The organism is Pseudomonas sp. F-14 TE3623 (assembly GCF_053629015.1).
This window is the reverse complement of the sequence record NZ_JBRJHM010000001.1, coordinates 327,149-342,768: the sequence shown is the minus strand read 5'-3', so window position 1 is coordinate 342,768 and position 15,620 is coordinate 327,149. Positions and strand designations below refer to the sequence as shown.

15 protein-coding genes are annotated in these 15,620 nt (G+C 59.7%); 9 read left to right on the top strand and 6 right to left on the bottom strand.

The genetic code is table 11. The features are described from left to right. Nucleotides 1-44 precede the first annotated feature (44 nt). From AB7M29_RS01555 to AB7M29_RS01545, 3 genes are read left to right on the top strand one after another with little or no spacing between them, the layout of a single operon-like run. On the top strand, nucleotides 45-1,187 hold the full coding sequence (locus AB7M29_RS01555; RefSeq protein WP_123720303.1) for an ABC transporter ATP-binding protein: 1,143 nt from the start codon (nucleotides 45-47) through the stop codon (nucleotides 1,185-1,187). A gap of 35 nt (nucleotides 1,188-1,222) precedes the next feature. After that, complete coding sequence (locus AB7M29_RS01550) at nucleotides 1,223-2,104, top strand: ABC transporter permease subunit (protein WP_177318856.1); 882 nt, start codon at nucleotides 1,223-1,225, stop codon at nucleotides 2,102-2,104. Next, entirely contained in the window at nucleotides 2,101-2,991 is an 891-nt protein-coding gene (locus AB7M29_RS01545) for an ABC transporter permease subunit (protein WP_007897694.1), read from the top strand. The genes AB7M29_RS01550 and AB7M29_RS01545 overlap by 4 nt, the downstream gene beginning before the upstream one ends. Nucleotides 2,992-3,132: 141 nt before the next feature. On the opposite strand, the gene AB7M29_RS01540 is transcribed toward AB7M29_RS01545, so the two are convergent. Continuing rightward, the gene (locus AB7M29_RS01540; RefSeq protein ID WP_454246198.1) at nucleotides 3,133-3,774 is read right to left on the bottom strand and encodes an HD domain-containing protein; all 642 of its coding nucleotides are present in this window, start codon (nucleotides 3,772-3,774) and stop codon (nucleotides 3,133-3,135) included. Between the two features lie 267 nt (nucleotides 3,775-4,041). Between AB7M29_RS01540 and AB7M29_RS01535 the strand changes: the two genes are divergently transcribed. Next, nucleotides 4,042-5,007, top strand: coding sequence for a GlxA family transcriptional regulator (locus AB7M29_RS01535; protein WP_217857518.1), 966 nt, complete (start codon nucleotides 4,042-4,044; stop codon nucleotides 5,005-5,007). 135 nt (nucleotides 5,008-5,142) lie between these two features. Here AB7M29_RS01535 and AB7M29_RS01530 read toward each other — a convergent pair whose 3' ends face one another. Then, nucleotides 5,143-7,554 (bottom strand): penicillin acylase family protein, encoded by a 2,412-nt coding sequence (locus AB7M29_RS01530; protein ID WP_454246197.1) that lies wholly within the window; start codon nucleotides 7,552-7,554, stop codon nucleotides 5,143-5,145. Between the two features lie 103 nt (nucleotides 7,555-7,657). Beyond that, the gene (locus AB7M29_RS01525) at nucleotides 7,658-8,236 is read right to left on the bottom strand and encodes a DUF6436 domain-containing protein (protein WP_038980891.1); all 579 of its coding nucleotides are present in this window, start codon (nucleotides 8,234-8,236) and stop codon (nucleotides 7,658-7,660) included. Nucleotides 8,237-8,333: 97 nt separating this feature from the next. Between AB7M29_RS01525 and AB7M29_RS01520 the strand changes: the two genes are divergently transcribed. Continuing rightward, nucleotides 8,334-9,281, top strand: a complete 948-nt coding sequence (locus tag AB7M29_RS01520) for an alpha/beta hydrolase (RefSeq protein WP_217857516.1) — start codon at nucleotides 8,334-8,336, stop codon at nucleotides 9,279-9,281. A 132-nt stretch (nucleotides 9,282-9,413) separates the two neighbouring features. Here the strand turns inward: AB7M29_RS01520 and AB7M29_RS01515 are convergent, their stop codons facing one another. Then, the gene (locus tag AB7M29_RS01515; protein ID WP_454246196.1) at nucleotides 9,414-10,166 is read right to left on the bottom strand and encodes a DUF2059 domain-containing protein; all 753 of its coding nucleotides are present in this window, start codon (nucleotides 10,164-10,166) and stop codon (nucleotides 9,414-9,416) included. A gap of 133 nt (nucleotides 10,167-10,299) precedes the next feature. Here AB7M29_RS01515 and AB7M29_RS01510 point away from each other — a divergent pair, with 133 nt between their 5' ends. Both AB7M29_RS01510 and AB7M29_RS01505 read left to right on the top strand, forming a co-directional pair. Then, complete coding sequence (locus AB7M29_RS01510; RefSeq protein WP_217857514.1) at nucleotides 10,300-10,932, top strand: 2OG-Fe(II) oxygenase; 633 nt, start codon at nucleotides 10,300-10,302, stop codon at nucleotides 10,930-10,932. Nucleotides 10,933-10,934: 2 nt separating this feature from the next. Further along, nucleotides 10,935-11,420 carry a DUF523 domain-containing protein gene (locus tag AB7M29_RS01505; RefSeq protein ID WP_454246195.1) on the top strand — a complete coding sequence of 162 codons (486 nt, stop codon included), beginning with the start codon at nucleotides 10,935-10,937 and terminating at the stop codon, nucleotides 11,418-11,420. Nucleotides 11,421-11,544: 124 nt separating this feature from the next. Here AB7M29_RS01505 and AB7M29_RS01500 read toward each other — a convergent pair whose 3' ends face one another. Further along, on the bottom strand, nucleotides 11,545-12,132 hold the full coding sequence (locus tag AB7M29_RS01500) for a transporter substrate-binding domain-containing protein (RefSeq protein WP_217857512.1): 588 nt from the start codon (nucleotides 12,130-12,132) through the stop codon (nucleotides 11,545-11,547). Between the two features lie 135 nt (nucleotides 12,133-12,267). Between AB7M29_RS01500 and AB7M29_RS01495 the strand changes: the two genes are divergently transcribed. Then, a complete protein-coding gene (locus AB7M29_RS01495) occupies nucleotides 12,268-12,693 on the top strand; it encodes a DUF4399 domain-containing protein (RefSeq protein ID WP_052964596.1) in 426 nt (141 codons plus the stop codon). Nucleotides 12,694-12,770: 77 nt separating this feature from the next. On the opposite strand, the gene serA is transcribed toward AB7M29_RS01495, so the two are convergent. Next, nucleotides 12,771-14,000, bottom strand: a complete 1,230-nt coding sequence (gene serA / locus AB7M29_RS01490; protein WP_052964597.1) for a phosphoglycerate dehydrogenase — start codon at nucleotides 13,998-14,000, stop codon at nucleotides 12,771-12,773. A gap of 204 nt (nucleotides 14,001-14,204) precedes the next feature. On the opposite strand from serA, the gene AB7M29_RS01485 reads away from it, so the two are divergent. Beyond that, entirely contained in the window at nucleotides 14,205-15,599 is a 1,395-nt protein-coding gene (locus tag AB7M29_RS01485) for an FAD-binding oxidoreductase (RefSeq protein ID WP_052964598.1), read from the top strand. Nucleotides 15,600-15,620: the final 21 nt, after the last annotated feature.

Here is a 15,620-nt window from a genome sequence, read left to right as displayed (position 1 = left end):
TCGCCACGTTGAGCGAACTGCAAATTCTGTTGGGAGTTTCGTAAATGGCAGTTGCCTCCGGCGCCTATAAGAAAGCCCTCGAGGGCGACCAGACACCTAAACAGGTGCTGGTCAAAATCGACCGGGTCACCAAAAAGTTCGACGAGACGATTGCCGTGGACGACGTGTCCCTGGAAATCAAGAAAGGCGAAATCTTCGCCTTGCTCGGCGGCTCGGGTTCGGGCAAATCCACCTTGCTGCGGATGCTGGCAGGTTTCGAACGGCCCACGGAGGGGCGCATTTACCTCGACGGCGTAGACATCACTGACATGCCGCCGTACGAGCGACCGATCAATATGATGTTCCAGTCCTATGCCTTGTTCCCACACATGACCGTGGCGCAGAACATCGCCTTCGGCCTCAAGCAGGACAAGCTTCCCGCCGCTGAAGTCGATGCACGCGTGGCCGACATGCTCAAGCTGGTGCAGATGAGCCAGTACGCCAAGCGCAAACCCCATCAGTTGTCCGGCGGTCAGCGTCAGCGTGTGGCGCTGGCGCGTTCGTTGGCCAAACGGCCGAAGCTGTTGCTGCTCGACGAACCGATGGGCGCGCTGGACAAGAAACTGCGTTCGCAAATGCAGCTGGAACTGGTCGAGATCATCGAGCGGGTCGGCGTGACCTGCGTGATGGTGACCCACGACCAGGAAGAGGCCATGACCATGGCCGAGCGCATCGCGATCATGCACCTGGGCTGGATCGCCCAGATCGGCAGCCCGATCGACATCTACGAAACCCCGACCAGCCGTCTGGTCTGCGAATTCATCGGCAACGTCAACATCTTCGAAGGCGAAGTGGTGGACGACGCCGAAGGCCATGCGCTCATCACCTGCAAGGATCTGGACCGCAGCATCTACGTGGGTCACGGCATCAGCACCTCGGTGCAGGACAAGTCCGTCACCTACGCGATCCGTCCGGAAAAACTGCTGGTGACAGCCGACATGCCGACCTGCGAATACAACTGGTCGAGCGGCAAGGTGCATGACATCGCCTACCTCGGCGGCCACTCGGTGTTCTACGTCGAATTGCCGAGCGGCAAACTGGTGCAGTCCTTCGTCGCCAACGCCGAGCGCCGCGGCCAGCGGCCAACCTGGGGTGACCAGGTTTACGTGTACTGGGAAGACGACAGCGGCGTGGTACTTCGCTCATGAACCTGCGCAAACTCAAACGCCGGCTCAATCGAATAATTCCCGGTGGCCGTCAGCTGGTCATCGGGGTTCCGTTCATCTGGCTGTTTCTGTTCTTCATGTTGCCGTTCTTCATCGTTCTGAAGATCAGCTTCGCCGAAGCCGACGTGGCCATTCCGCCGTACACCGAGATCTACAGCTTCATCGACCAGAAGCTCCAGGTGCTGCTTAACCTGAGCAACTACGCGATGCTCGGCGATGACGAGTTGTACATCGCCGCTTACCTCGGCTCATTGAAGATGGCGCTGATCAGCACCGTCCTCTGTTTGCTGATCGGCTACCCGATGGCCTACGCCATTGCCAGCGCCCGCAAAGAGCTGCAAACGGTGCTGGTGCTGCTGATCATGATGCCGACCTGGACCGCAATCCTGATCCGCGTTTACGCGTGGATGGGCATTCTCAGCAACAACGGTCTGCTCAATGGTTTTCTGATGAGCATGGGCTGGATCGACGAGCCGCTGCAGATCCTCAACACCAACCTCGCGGTCTACATCGGGGTCGTTTACTCCTATCTGCCGTTCATGATCCTGCCGCTCTACGCCAACCTGGTCAAACACGACACCAGCCTGCTGGAAGCCGCGTCGGACCTTGGTTCGAGCACCTTCAACAGTTTCTGGAAGATCACCGTGCCGCTGTCGAAAAACGGCATCATCGCCGGTTGCATGCTGGTGTTCATCCCGGTGGTGGGTGAGTTCGTGATCCCGGAACTGCTCGGCGGTCCGGAAACCCTGATGATCGGTAAAGTGCTCTGGCAAGAGTTCTTCAACAACCGTGACTGGCCGGTGGCATCAGCGCTGGCGGTGGTGATGCTGGCGATCCTGATTGTGCCGATCATCCTGTTCAACCGTAGTCAGGCCAAAGAAATGGAGGGCAAGGAATGAAGCGCTTCCGTTTCTCAAGTTTCATGCTGGTAGCGGGTTTGCTGTTCATCTACGCGCCGATGCTGATCCTGGTGATCTACTCGTTCAACGCCTCGAAACTGGTGACGGTGTGGGGCGGCTGGTCGATCAAGTGGTACGTGGGGTTGATGGACAACACCCAACTGATGGGCTCGGTGGTGCGTTCGCTGGAAATCGCCTGCTACACGGCGATTGCAGCGGTGGCACTGGGGACGCTGGCGGCCTTCGTGCTGACGCGTATCACCCACTTCAAGGGCCGCACGCTGTTCGGTGGTCTGGTCACCGCACCGTTGGTGATGCCGGAAGTGATCACCGGTCTGTCGCTGTTGCTGCTGTTCGTGGCCATGGCGCAGATGATCGGTTGGCCACAGGAGCGCGGCATCGTCACCATCTGGATCGCCCACACCACGTTCTGTGCGGCATATGTGGCGGTGGTGGTGTCGGCGCGCTTGCGTGAGCTGGACCTGTCCATCGAAGAGGCGGCCATGGACCTGGGGGCGCGGCCGTGGAAGGTGTTCTTTCTGATCACCATTCCGATGATCGCGCCGTCGCTGGCGGCGGGCGGCATGATGTCGTTTGCCTTGTCGCTGGATGACCTGGTGCTGGCGAGCTTCGTGTCCGGTCCGGGTTCCACGACCCTGCCGATGGAAGTGTTCTCGGCAGTGCGCCTGGGCGTGAAACCCGAGATCAACGCCGTGGCCAGCCTGATTCTGCTGGCGGTGTCGCTGGTGACTTTCCTGGTCTGGTACTTCAGTCGTCGTGCCGAAGAGATTCGCAAGCGTGCGATCCAGCAGGCCATCGAAGAAGGCGCCGCCGATTCCTGGAAACAACCGGACGTGCGCCGGGCGCAGGCGCCGGAAGCGGCTTGAGCCTGATGCCGGGTTGACCACGCATGTGTGGCCAACCCAAATCCACTGTGGGAGCGGGCTTGCTCGCGAAGACGGACTGACATTCAACATCCATGTTGACTGACCCACCGCTTTCGCGAGCAAGCCCGCTCCCGCAGTGGTTTATGCCAACCAAGGTGATTTGCGGATGATCTCGACGAAGTTCATCGGCTTGAAGCCCGGCTCGCTGTCCACCAGTACATCCGCGTTCACGGTGCCAAACGTGCTGTCCGGCTTATGTTTGAAGCCATTGGCGAACGCACACAGAATGCACTCCTTGAACCCTTCACCCCGTGGATGCGCATGCACCACTGCTTCACGCTGCACGGTGGAAAACGCCGCGTAGTCGATGCCCAGCACATCCATCTCGACGCCGGCCGTCACCAGCGCCACATTGGGACGCAGGTGTTGCGGCACGCCCGGTGTGGTGTGCAGGGCAATCGACAACCACACCTGTTCGATATCGTCGCCAGACAACCCGTAGGGTTTGAGGAACGCTTTGGCTGCGTTGGCACTGTCGACTTCGAATCGCTCATCATCGCTGCGGTGACCTTCCACCAGACCCAAGTCATGGAACATCGCGCCGACGTACAGCAGCTCCGGATCATAAGCCAACTGCTTGCGCTCACCGCTCAAGGCGCCGAACAGAAACACCCGGCGTGAGTGGTGGAACAGCAGGTCGGACTCGACGTCGCGAATGTATTCAGTGGTGGCCCTGGCCAACGCGCTGTCGGGGATTTTGATACCGGCGATGACGCTGCTCATGGTGCTGTCCTCATGGGGAACGCCGTGGCGGCGCTGATGGGGTCAGTCTGTTCGCGCAGCCGAAACCGGACAATCGATCCATGGCTGCGATCCCGGCCAATGAGCCTGCATATCGCGCCAACCTCGCTTGTTGGGCTTGGATTGGCTAGGGTTGAGGGTGATCAGCCAGAAAAGATCGCAGCCTTCGGCAGCTCTACAGGGGTGCGCAATCCCATGTAGGAGCTGCCGAAGGCTGCGATCTTTTCAATGTGAAGGTGAACTTGAACCATGAGTAAAACCATTGCCATCGTGGTGTTCCCAGGCGTCCAGTCACTGGATGTCACCGGCCCCCTGGATGTGTTTTCCGAAGCCAATCGTTTCCTGGCCCCGCAGGATCACTATCGGCTGGAGGTGATCGGTGTCGAGCATGGGGTGATGGCGTGCTCCAACGGTTTGTCACTCAATGCCCACCGGCATTTCAGTGAAGCGCTGGAGGCTTATGATTTGCTGTTGGTGGCGGGCGGGCCGCAGTTGCCGTTCATGAATTTTGGCGCGGCGTTCGATACCTGGCTGCGCGATGCCTGTGCGCTGGCGCAACGCTTTGGCTCGATCTGCAATGGCGCCTTCATGCTTGCCCGGGCCGGATTGCTCGATGGGAGAACCGTCACCACTCATTGGGGCGATGCCGCGGCGCTGGCGCAGCTGTGCCCGTCGACTCAGGTCGAGGCTGATCGCTTGTACGTGCAGGACGGCGAGCTTTACACCTCGGCCGGGGTTACGGCGGGGATCGATTTGTCGCTGTATTTGCTGGCCCGGGATCACGGGCCGGACGTGGCACTCAGCGTGGCCAAGCGGTTGGTGGTGTTCACTCAGCGCTCGGGCGGGCAATCGCAGTTCAGCCCGTTCCTCACGCCCCATGCCGAACCGACGTCGGCGGTGGCGATGGCTCAGCTTTACGTATTGGCCAACCTCAATGGCGACCTGACCATTGCTGATCTGGCCAACGCCGCCAACATGAGCACGCGCAACTTTTCCCGGGTGTTCGCCAAGGAGGCGAAAATCACCCCGGCGGAATTCGTCGAACGGGCGAGGGTGGATGCGGCACGGGTGATGCTCGAAAGCACCCATGCGCCGCTGAAAACCGTGGCGTATCAGTGCGGGTTTCGCGATGCCCAGCACATGCGCAGTGTGTTCAACCGCAGGCTGGGAGTGACACCGCAGCAGTTCAGGTTGAATTTTGCGGTGATGGTTTAGCGGCATTTTGTGTTGCTTGTCATGGCCCCTTCGCGAGCAAGCCCGCTCCCACAGTTGACCGAGTTGTTCAGACAGGCACGGTCTAATGTGGGAGCGGGCTTGCTCGCGAAGGCGTCAGTCGGGCCAACAAAAAATCTATTGCCCCGAACGCGCTGGCAACAGCTTCAACGTACTACGGGTATTGGCCGTCACTTCTTCATCATTGAAATGCGCCTGGTAGTAAACCCCCTCGATATACGCCTCGGCCTGGTCGGCATAGTGGCTGTCGAACGGCACGCCGCTCTGGCCGACCGGGTTGATGGTCAGGCTGTGGGCCGGGTCGGCGAAGTCGATCAACCGCCGGGTTGACGGGCCGTAAGTCACAGGCCACGGCGCCGGGCCGATCTTGGCCGAGAGGTTGTTCGGCACTTCATGGGTGCCGGGCGCCGCGAAGGGCCCGACGTTGAAGATCCGCTCCAAAGGTTTCTGCGTCCCCAGCGGATGGCCGTGAGTCAGGGTGTGCGCTTTGCCCCACTTCCATTGTGTGGAATCGGCGCCCAGAGTGGTCTTGAGGTGAGCCATGCTCGCTTGCCAGGCAACCTTGACCGTATCGGCGCGGGTTTCCTTGCCGGGGGTGTTGCGGTTGTCCCACCACGGTGAATCGGCGGAGGCTGCCAGGCGCGGCAGTGCGGCATCGATCACCCGGGTCGGGAGCAGTGTTTCGAAGAAGTCATTGCCCAGTTCATCGCGCATTGCTGCGTCGGTGAGATTGAACAGGAACTGGTTGAACAGGGTGGCGCTGACGGAGTCCAGCGGATAATCGCCGCTCCACTGCGCCAGTTGTTCCACCATCTTGAGCTCGGCGGGATTGCTCACCACTTCACGCAGTACCGGCAGCAACGGCGCCAGCAAACGCGGACCGTAGTCAGTGGTGGTGCCCAGTTGCAGCTTCTGGTTGGAGTCGTTGTCCCACTTCACGTTCTTGTCGCTGAGCTGACGATTGAGTTGCTGACCGCGATCGGCGAGGTTGTAGTAACCGGGAATTTCCATGCCGGTAGGCGACACCGGTTGGAAGTTGGCCGAGACAATGTAGCCTCGCGCCGGGTTCTCTTCCTGTGGGTTGGCACTGAACGGGTAAAAACCTTCCTTGTCCGCCTGAGGGGTGCTGCCGTCGAGGATGAAATCGGGCTTCACCCCGGCCGGGCGCTTGGGCAGCAATGCCGAGGCCCACCAACCGATGTCGCCCTTGGCGTTGGCGTAGACGATGTTCAAACCCGGAGCCTGAACCTTGGCCGACGCGGCGCGGGCCTTGGCCAGGGTGTCGGCGCGGTTGAGCTGATAGAAGCCGTCGAGGATCGGATTCGGCGTATCGAGGAAGGCCCACCACATGGCGACCGGCGTCTTGCCGGCGGCAGTGCCGAGTGCATCGTTGATGATCGGGCCGTGGGGCGACTGGCGCAGGCTCAGCGTGACCGGTGACTGGCCTTTGACCGCGATCTGTTGTTCGGTGTTGACCAGGTCGACCCATTGGCCGCGATACCAGATCTGGTTCGGGTTGTCCGGGTTGACCTTCTCTGCGATCAGATCCAGGTCGTCGTTCTGGAACATCGTCAGGCTCCAGCCGAAGTCCAGGTTGTGGCCAAGAAACGCAAACGGCACCAGTGCTTGATGGTAACCATAAAGCTCGAAACCCGGCGCTGACAGGTGCGCTTCGTACCACACCGACGGAGCCGAGAAGCGAATATGCGGGTCACCGGCCAGCAGCGGCTTGCCGCTTTTGCTGCGGTTGCCGGAAATCACCCAGGCATTGCTGCCTTCGAATTGTGGCAGGCCATTGTCGGCCAGGGCCTGCTCACTCAAACGGGCGAGGGCGTTCAGCCCCTTCCAGTCATTGACGGTGAGGGCCGGTGCAGGGTTGGCGCGTCTTTTGGCCAGCACGCCCTTGGGCTGCCAGTCGAGATCGAAGATATTCAGGTACTCGGCGCCCAGTTGGTCACGCACGTAAGTCAGCAACGGTTCGGTGCGAAACGCCGCAGCAAAGCTGTAGGCCATGTAGCCGGCGATGCTGATGCTGTCTTCGGCGGTGAACGGGCGCTTGGGGATCCCCAGCACGTCGAACTCTACCGGCGCAGCGTGGCTGTCCTGATATTGATTGATGCCGTCCAGATAAGCTTGCAGGGCCTTCCACGCCGGCGACTGATGATCCAGCGCGGCCACGTAGCTTTCAGCCCGTTCGCGGATGCGCAGGCTGCGAAACAGTTTGTCGGTGTCGATCAGTTTCGGACCGAGGACTTCGGCCAATTCACCACGGGCCAGGCGCCGCATGGCTTCCATCTGAAACAGTCGGTCTTGGGCATGTACATAACCAAGGGCGCGGTAGAGGTCGGTTTCGTTTTCGGCACGGATATGCGGCACACCGCGCACGTCGTAATGCACGGTCACCGAACCTTGCAGGTGCTGCAACTCCACCTGGCCCTGGCGCGTCGGTTGCTTGCTGTACACATACCAGCCGCCCCCGGCGACGAGCACGACGATCAGCAAGGCAAGTACGGTCAGGACGCGTTTCATGGTGACTCCTTGTTCTTTCGGGATTGCCGCCCGTGTGGGCTGCAAACGTGTAGCACAGACCTCCTGTGCCGGGCATTGCGGTCCTGGAAAAGTCAGGAATGCCTTACTTAACCTCCGCAGGCCACGGGCAGTAGCAACCCACCGCTAGCGTGTGGGTGGCGTTCACCGCCCGGCCTTCATTCAGCGCTTGCAGAATGGGCTCGATAAAACTGTTGCTCGAATTGCAGGTCAGGCCTTCGCTGTACGGACCGAAATACGCCAGCCTGCCACTGCGGTCCCAGATCGCCACCGCCGGGCTGGCGGGGATCTGTTCGGAGCCTGGCAGGACATTGATGGTTTTGAGGCGACTCAACGTGCTGGGCAATTGACCGTGGCTGCCGGGCTTTTGGACCGCATAGAACTCGACGCCCTGCGGTACATACTGCTCAACCAGTTCGGTCAGGTGTTGTTGGTTGCCGACATTGCACGGGCAGGCCGGGTCCCAGAAGTGCACCAGGCGAATGGCGCCGGGGCCGGCAAGTTCGTCCGGCAGGCGCAAGGGGTCGCCGGAGAACACCGCAGTGTGCGAACTGAAGGCGCGCAAGTAGCGCCCCTGAAACCAGTCATAGGCGGCCCACAGCACGCCGGCACACACAAGGGCGAGCAGGCTGGCAAGCAGTGTGGTGCGGTAGGCAGGACGCATGGGTTTCAATCCTCGAAGGTCGGCTAGCTTGCCATGCTTGCTGCAACAGATGAATATCGCAGGCCTATAAAGTCCGTTTCGCGCTCTGGAATAGCCCATGTCTGCCACTTTCGACCCCGATCATTTGCGTGCCAGCCTGCGGCCATTGGCCGAGTGGCAGCCGCTGTCGACGGAGGCCATGGCCTATCAGCATTTTTATGGGCTGGATTTTCCCCAGCGAACCTTGCGCAGTGGCCTGGGGCGTTTCGAGGTCGATGGCTATGAAGTGGTCAGCCAGCTCTGGTGGCCCGAGCGGGCGAAGGCGACGCTGTTTCTGTTTCACGGTTTCTACGATCACACCGGGCTCTATCGGCATGTGATCGAGTGGGCGCTGGACCAGGGTTTTGCAGTAATCGCCTGTGACCTGCCGGGGCATGGCTTGTCCAGTGGCGAACGGGCGAGCATCAAGGATTTCGCCGAGTATCAGAACACCCTGCAAGGGCTGTTGGCCGAGGCGCAATCGCTGGACCTTCCGCAGCCTTGGCACCTGTGCGGACAAAGTACCGGCGGAGCGATCGTGATCGATCATGTGCTCAATCAGGGCGCAAGCAGTCCGGCCCAGGGGCAGGTGATCTTGCTGTCGCCACTGGTGCGGCCGCGAGCCTGGGGCTGGTCGCAGCTCAGTTATTACTTGCTCAAGCCGTTCGTCAAAGGCATCGCCCGGCGTTTCAGCGAGAACTCCAACGACCCTGAATTCCTGACGTTCCTGCAAGCCGATCCGCTGCAACCGCTACGTCTGCCCACGGCCTGGGTCGGTGCGCTGGGACGGTGGATCAAGCGTATCGAAGCGGCACCGAAGAGCCCGCGGCAGCCGCTGATCGTGCAGGGGCAGGCGGACATGACCGTGGATTGGGAGCACAACCTTGACGTATTGCGGGGCAAGTTCGATCGGCCTCAGGTGCTGATGTTGCCTGAGGCACGGCATCATCTGGCAAATGAGACGCCGGGGTTGCGGGAGGAGTATTTCGGGTTTTTGAGCAAGGGGATGAAGGGGCGGAATCTCTAGCGGTCGTTCGGGCCTCTTCGCGAGCAAGCCCGCTCCCACATTAGATCTCCAGCGGATACAGAATTTATGTACGCCAGAGATCAAGTGTGGGAGCGGGCTTGCTCGCGAAAGCGATCTTCCAGACGCTGAATATTATTGACTGAGGCTCGACGTACTCTGCCCCACCGCCAACCCCGCCCGAATCGCCGCCAATGCCGCTTGATAGTAAGCCTTGCCTTCCGTGGACTCGGCAAACGTGGCGAACTCTTCCAGCTCGTCATCTGACAGGTCGCGATAGACATACAGCAGCGTGTTGTTCAGGTCGGCGCCGATCTGCTCCATCAGGCGCTGGCGCTGGCCGTTCAACATGCCTTGAGCCTGACCGCCACCGAGCAGGCCGGGGATCATCGAGCTCAGGCTGTCGGCCGCCACGCCCGCAATCGCCAGGCTGACTTCAGCGCCGGCCTCGCGAGCGGGCAGGGCCTGGGCCAGGTGACCGATGATGAGTTGACGGGTATCGCTGGCCTGCATTTTCGGCAAGCCCTTGGCGTTTTTCGCCAATTGATCGCGACGGGTCGCCAGCAGTTCGGCGGCGACAATTTTCTTGCCCAGGGGCGATTGAAAGAAGGTCAGTGCAGGTTTCGGATCGGCAAGCTTTTTGCGCAGCTGCGCTTCGGCACGCTGGTCCATGGCCTTGGGGGCGAAACGCTGATTACTGTTGTTGACCAGGGCCTGAAACACCGCCGGCGGCAGGCTATTCTGGTAACGCTGCTGAGCGGCGGAGAGAGCATCGTTGAAATGCGCGCGTTGTTCTGGCCAACCGGCGACCTTGTACAACTGGTCGTGGCCGTCCGCCCAGGCGGGCAATACGCAGAGCATTAACAGTGAAAAAAGCAAGCGACGCATAGGGACTCCTGTCAGCAGGCGACTATTCTCCGTGCGGCATTCGTACTTGTCGAGAATTCGTATCAGGTTGCGTGCCTTATCCGACCAATCCTCCGCTGCGCGGCTCTGTCGGATTTGCGGGCACAGGAATACTATGCGCGCCATGCAAATATCCTCTGATCATCCGCTGCTGTTACGTATCGTCGACGACCTGGCTGAGCGCGGCTGGTCGCAGCAGAATATTTTCCTGCCTCTGGATCTGACCCGGGCGCTGGCGGCCGAGTGCCGCAAACGTGCCGCCGAGGGCGAACTCGCCCCGGCCGCCGTGGGGCGCGGGCCGTTTTCGGAGATCCGCGAGGGCATTCGTGGTGACCATATCCAGTGGCTCGAACCCGGTCAGGCCGAGGCTTGCGACAGCTATCTGGGATTGATGGACAGCCTGCGTGAGGCGATGAATCGCAGTTTGTTTCTGGGCCTGGAAGATTTCGAAAGCCATTTCGCTCTGTATCCGCCTGGCGCTTTCTACCTCAAGCATGTCGACCGGTTCCGCGATGACGACCGGCGCATGGTCTCGGCGGTGATCTACCTCAATGACGACTGGCTGCCCGAGCATGGCGGTCAGTTGCGCATGTACCTGGACGAAGGCATCGAACACGATGTGGTGCCCACCGGCGGATGCCTGGTGGTATTCCTGTCGGGCGAAGTCCCCCACGAAGTCCTGCCCGCGACCCGCGATCGCCTGTCGTTGACGGGCTGGTTCCGCCGTCGTGGCAACGAGCCGTTCTGATCATGCAAAAGATTCTGGTTAGCCGCTGTTTGCTCGGTCACCGCGTCCGTTACGACGGTGGCGCCAGTGGGCCATTCAATTTGTTGGAACAATGGATTGCCGAAGGCCGGGTGGTGCCGTTGTGCCCGGAAGTCGCCGGTGGTTTGCCGACGCCAAGGGCCGCGGCGGAGATTCCGGGCGGGCAGGGTGGTGAAGTGCTTGATGGCCTTGCATCGGTCATCACCACCGAGGGCGAGGACGTCAGTGCCGAGTTTCTTTCGGGGGCTTATCAGGCGCTGGAACTGGTGCAACAGCACGGCATCCGCATTGCCGTGCTCAAGGCCAACAGCCCGTCTTGCGGGAATCTGTTGACCTATGACGGGACCTTCAGTGGCGTGAAGATCAGCGGCGAGGGTGTCACCGCGGCATTGCTCAAGCGCAATGGCGTTCAGGTGTTCAGTGAGTTGGAATTGGCCGAAGCGGCGGCAGCCCTGGCAACCCTGAACTAACGACCTGCCTAAAACCCATGTGGGAGCGGGCTTGCTCGCGAAGAGTGAGTGTCAGTCGACATCAATGTTGCCTGACACACCGCATTCGCGAGCAAGCCCGCTCCCACATTAAATCTTCAGTGCCTTATGGCTTCGGCGCCACGCTCGTATCCGCCCCCAACCACTTCTGCGACAACGCTTCCAATCGGCCATCCCCCTTGATCCGCTGCAAGGCGTTTTCGAGGCTGGCATGAAACGCCGGGTTACCCTTCTGAAACGGAATCGCCAGGCTCACCGGCGGGCCGGCCTTCGGTTCTTCTTCCTTCAGCGTTTGCACCAACACTAGCGGGCGCGGCTGCTCTTCTTTCTGCGCGAGCAATTGTGCATCGGCGTAGCTGTAAGGTTCGGTGAAGTCGAAACGATCCTTAAGGTCCGGGGTCTGTGCTATGTGATTGATGGCCACGTCGTATTTGCCGCTTTCGACGCCGGTCAACAGATCGCCGGAATCGGTGACGACGAAGTCGGCCCGTACATCCAGCTCATCGGCCAGCAGTTGACCCAACTCGACTTCGAAGCCGGTCAGTTTGTCGTCATCCTTGAAATTGAAGGGCGGTGTATTAGCCTCAAGGGCAATACGCAATTCGCCGCGGTCGTTTACATCGTCCATCAGTTCGGCATGAGCCAAAGGGCTAAAAAGGGGCAGCAGGCAGATCAGGCCAGGCAAAAAGCGCATGGTCACTCCTTTGAATTCATTTATCGCGACGCGCTGTTCAGGCTCGCTTTGCTATGGTTGTCGTGTGCCTTCGACAACGAATGGCCGTGAAGTTGTCACGGTCGAGCGAATTTTACGGAAAAACTGGAGAAGAGAATGAAAACCTTTATGTCACGAGCCGCACTGGCTGGCCTGTTGCTGGGTGCATCGATGCTGGCAACGGCTGCCACACCTGCTCCCAAAGGTGCACAAGCGTTCATTGTTTCCCCGGAAGACGGTGCGACTGTGGGGCAGGAATTCAAGGTTAAGTTTGGCGTGAAGGACATCTCACTTGCCCCGGCTGGTGATCCAACCAAAAACACCGGTCATCACCACTTGCTGATCGATGTCGACAAGCTGCCTGCCGAAGGCGCACCGATTCCGACAGATGCCAACCACATGCACTTCGGCAAGGCGCAAACCGAGGCCACCATCAAACTGGCACCGGGCAAGCACACCTTGCAGCTCGAGCTGGGCGACAGCGGTCACATGCCGTTCGATCCACCGATCGTTTCGAAGAAAATCACCGTGACTGTGAAGTAACTTTTCCACAGCCATGAAAAAGCAGCTGTGAAAAAGGGAGCTCCGAGGAGCTCCCTTTTTTGTCGCTCAAAACGCGATCAGAACAACACGCGGCAACGAATGGTGCCGTTGATGTGCTGCAGCTTCTCCTGCGCCATTTCCGAGTATTCGGCATCGACGTCGATCACGACATAGCCGACTTTCTCGTTGGTCTGCAGGAACTGACCGGAAATGTTGATGCCGTTTTCGGCGAAGACCTTGTTGATCTCGCTCATCACACCCGGAATGTTCTCGTGGATGTGCAGCAGACGGTGCTTGCCAGGGTGAGCCGGCAGCGCCACTTCCGGGAAGTTCACGGACGATACCGAAGTACCGTTGTCGCTGTACTTGACCAGTTTTTCCGCCACTTCCAGACCGATGTTGGCTTGCGCCTCAGCGGTGGAACCACCGATGTGCGGGGTCAGGATCACGTTGTCCAGGCCACGCAGCGGGCTTTCGAACTCTTCTTCGTTGGAGCGCGGCTCCACCGGGAATACGTCGATGGCGGCGCCGATCAGGTGCTTGTCCTTGATCGCGTCCGCCAGGGCGTCCAGTTCAACAACAGTGCCGCGAGCAGCGTTGATTAGAATGCCGCCCTTCTTGATGGCGCGGATTTCTTTCTCGCCGATCATCCACTGGGTGGCTGCGGTTTCCGGAACGTGCAGGGTGACGATGTCGGACATGCCCAGCAGCTCGGTCAGACTGGCAACTTGCGTTGCGTTGCCCAATGGCAGCTTGGTCACGGTATCGTAGAAATACACCTGCATGCCCAAGCCTTCGGCCAGAACCGACAGCTGAGTACCGATCGAGCCGTAACCGACGATACCCAGTTTCTTGCCGCGGATTTCGAAGGAGTTGGCCGCGCTCTTGATCCAGCCGCCACGGTGGCAGGAAGCGTTCTTCTCTGGGATGCCGCGCAGCAACAGGATCGCTTCGGCCAATACCAGCTCGGCTACGGAGCGAGTGTTGGAGTACGGCGCGTTGAATACTGCGATGCCGCGTTCGCGAGCCGCGTTGAGGTCGACCTGGTTGGTGCCGATGCAGAAACAGCCGACAGCCACCAGTTTCTTCGCGTGATCGAAGATCTCTTCGGTCAGTTGAGTGCGGGAGCGAATGCCGATGAAGTGAGCATCAGCGATCTTTTCCTTCAGCTGGGCTTCCGGCAGAGAACCTGTGAGGTACTCGATGCTGGTGTAGCCCGCCGCCTTGAGGACGTCGACAGCCGATTGGTGGACGCCTTCGAGAAGAAGGAACTTGATCTTGCTCTTATCGAGAGAAGTCTTGCTCATCTGCGTAAACCTGTGTCCCGGAGAAAAATGGCAGGAAATGGTCAACAGATGCTGACCCGGACGGCAAGAAAGCCGTCGCCGCAGAACAGCCTTTGGGCACTATCCTGCGGGGTCGGTATGCTAGCATATGCACCCCGCTAAACACTCATTCCTGCGACGTGAAGCGTTCTCAGGATGACCATGAATTGTTCGAGAGTTCTGTCGATGACCAATCCTGCCCTGATTGATGAGCTGAAGACCCTGGTTGAGCCCGGCAAGGTGCTGACCGACGCCGACTCCCTGAATGCTTACGGCAAGGATTGGACCAAGCATTTCGCCCCCGCCCCGACCGCTATTGTGTTTCCCAAGACCACCGAGCAGGTCCAGGCCATTGTCCGTTGGGCCAATAACCACAAGGTGGCGCTGGTGCCATCCGGCGGTCGTACCGGACTTTCGGCTGCGGCCGTGGCAGCCAATGGCGAAGTGGTTGTGTCCTTCGACTATATGAACCAGATCCTCGATGTGAACCTGACAGACCGCACGGCCGTTTGTCAGCCAGGCGTGGTTACCGAGCAATTGCAGAACAAGGCCGAAGAGCACGGACTGTACTACCCGGTGGATTTCGCTTCGGCAGGTTCCAGCCAGATTGGCGGCAATATCGGCACCAATGCCGGCGGGATCAAGGTCATTCGCTACGGCATGACCCGCAACTGGGTAGCCGGCATGAAAGTCGTCACCGGCAAGGGCGATCTGCTGGAACTGAACAAAGATCTGATCAAGAACGCCACCGGCTACGACCTGCGTCAGCTGTTCATCGGCGCTGAAGGCACGCTGGGTTTTGTGGTCGAAGCCACCATGCGCCTGGACCGTGCGCCGAAAAACCTCACCGCGATGGTCCTCGGCACCGCCGATTTTGATTCGATCATGCCGGTGTTACATGCATTCCAGAGCAAGCTTGACCTGACCGCCTTCGAATTCTTCTCCGATAAAGCCTTGGCCAAGGTTATGGCGCGCGGCGATGTGCCGGCACCGTTCGAATCCGATTGCCCGTTCTACGCGCTGCTGGAATTTGAAGCGACCACTGAAGAAGTGGCCAACCACGCCCTGGAAACCTTCGAGCACTGCGTCGAGGAAGGCTGGGTGCTGGACGGCGTGATGAGCCAGAGCGAAACCCAATTGCAGAACCTGTGGAAATTGCGCGAGTACATCTCCGAAACCATTTCCCACTGGACGCCATACAAAAACGACATTTCGGTCACTGTGTCGAAAGTCCCCGGGTTCCTGAAGGAAATCGACGCGATCGTCGGCGAACACTACCCGGATTTCGAAATCGTCTGGTTCGGCCACATCGGCGACGGCAACCTGCACTTGAACATCCTCAAGCCGGATAACCTGAGCAAGGACGAGTTCTTCGCCAAGTGCGCGACCGTCAACAAGTGGGTGTTCGAAACCGTCGAGAAGTACAACGGTTCGATTTCCGCCGAGCATGGTGTGGGCATGACCAAGCGTGACTATTTGACCTACAGTCGCTCGCCGGTTGAGATCGAGTACATGAAAGCCGTCAAAGCGGTATTCGACCCGAACGGCATCATGAACCCGGGCAAGATTTTCGCTGTTTGATTCTTCGAACGTTAAGAGCAC